This is a genomic window from Sphingobium sp., assembly GCF_003248505.1.
GTDB lineage: Bacteria > Pseudomonadota > Alphaproteobacteria > Sphingomonadales > Sphingomonadaceae > Sphingobium.
The window spans coordinates 1-1,959 of sequence record NZ_QFOA01000162.1 but is presented as its reverse complement, the minus strand read 5'-3'; the positions used below and the strand labels follow the sequence as shown (position 1 = coordinate 1,959).

Annotated in this window: 2 protein-coding genes; both read left to right on the top strand. The window is 57.7% G+C overall.

The features are described 5' to 3' along the window. The coding region (locus tag DI606_RS20425) for a putative quinol monooxygenase (protein WP_367119508.1) at positions 1-175 on the top strand (175 nt) is incomplete at its 5' end. Between the two features lie 461 nt (positions 176-636). Continuing rightward, entirely contained in the window at positions 637-1,776 is a 1,140-nt protein-coding gene (locus tag DI606_RS20060) for a glutathione-independent formaldehyde dehydrogenase (protein ID WP_047820974.1), read from the top strand. Positions 1,777-1,959: the final 183 nt, after the last annotated feature.

Genomic DNA, 1,959 nt, shown 5'->3' with positions numbered 1-1,959 from the left:
GTATGCGATCGAGGAAGGTCCCGGTGCGTACGCGATCTTCGATACGTTCGACACAGAGGAGGATCGGCAGGCCCATCTTGACGGCAAGGTTGCCGCCGCGCTGATGGAGAAGGCGGAAGAACTGTTCTCGGAACCGCCGCAGATTCACAAGTTCACCCTGCTGGCCGCGAAATAGCGGAGTGGTCGGCACCCCAAGCTGCCGTACGACTGCACGGTTAGGGTCGCCTGCCCTCGGGAATGGACGGCCCGGCCGGCTCTGGAACTAAATAGAAGAATACGACAGGCCATCCGCGATAGTGGATGGCCTTGTCTTTTGCGCTTATCCGGCCTTTTGATGCTGCTGCTGATAAGTCGGCGTTGATGTGTTGCGTTATCATGGCGCCGTTGGTTTCGCAGGAACTTCTTTAGGTCATCAATCTGCCGCTTTTTAGATCGTCCTGGCCCTGGCAATCGAAAAGCCGCCGTAAATCGATCCGAGAACTGCCGAACGGGAAGGAACCGTTCAGGCGTCAGGCGGTTTAGGAGACAGACATTGGTTGGAAAGATGCCATGCTATGCGCCTTTGCGCTGGTTCGGATCATCAGCAAGCTCTCGATTTGATGACGCCCAGAGCAGAGCTACAAAAGGAGAAGATCCGTGAAAGCTGTCGTGTACAACGGGCCCAAAGACGTTTCCGTCGATACCATCGATGATCCCAAGATCGAAAAGCCGACCGATGTTATCATCCGGCTGACGACGACCAACATCTGCGGGTCGGACCTTCACATGTACGAGGGCCGCACCAGCTTCGAGAAGGGCAGGGTCTTTGGCCACGAAAACCTTGGCGAAGTCATCGAAGTCGGCGCTGCCGTAGATCGGATTAACAAGGGCGATCGCGTCTGCATGCCGTTCAACGTCGGTTGCGGGTTCTGCGAAAATTGCGAACGCGGTCTGACGGGTTTTTGCCTCACGACCAATCCTGGGACCGCCGGCGCAGCGTATGGCTTTGCCGAGATGGGTCCGTGGCAAGGCGGTCAGGCCGAGATGATGCGCGTACCTTATGCCGACTTCAATTGCCTGAAGCTGCCCGAGGACGCTGAGGAGAAGGAGGATGACTATGTCATGCTCTCCGACATCTTCCCGACGGGTTGGCATGGCGTCGAGTTGTCAGGTTTCTTGCCTGGTGAGAGTATCGCGATCTACGGGGCTGGTCCGGTCGGTTTGATGGCCGCGCACTCGGCCGAAATCCGCGGTGCCGCTCAGATCTTCGTGGTCGATTCCCACGATGACCGTCTGAAGCTGGCCGAAGCGATGGGCGCGATCCCGATCGACATGCGCAAGGGCGATCCCGCCCAGCAGATCCTTGACGCGACCGGCGGCCTTGGAACCGACCGGGGGGTCGAGGCGGTAGGTTACCAGTGTTGCGATCGCCACGGCAAGGAGCGCAGTAATTACACGATGAACTGCCTCGTCAAAAGCACGAAGGCCACCGGCGGCATCGGCGTCGTCGGCGTGTTTATCCCGGAAGATCCGAATGCGACCGACGATCTCCAGAAGGAAGGCAAGATGGCGTTCGACTTCGGCAACTTCTGGTTCAAGGGGCAGAAGATCGGCACCGGCCAGTGTAATGTAAAGCACTACAACCGGCGGCTGATGAAGCTTATCGAGCAAGGCCGGGCCAATCCTGGTCAAATCATCTCGCACCGACTGCCGCTCGATCAGGCACCAGACGCTTACAAGCATTTCGATGCGCGCGATAATGGTTGGACAAAGGTCGTGCTCAAACCGGGTGCCTGACCTTAGTCTTCTACGGAATAGGGATAAATTATGACATTAGAGGGCAAATCAGTTGCCGTTCTGATCGCGCCCCGCGGGACGGAAGAGCCAGAATTCTCGAAGCCCAAGCAAGCTATCGAGGAGGCTGGCGGCAAAGTGACCGTGGTCAGTTTTGAAGCGGGCGTGGCTCGCACAGTCAATAGC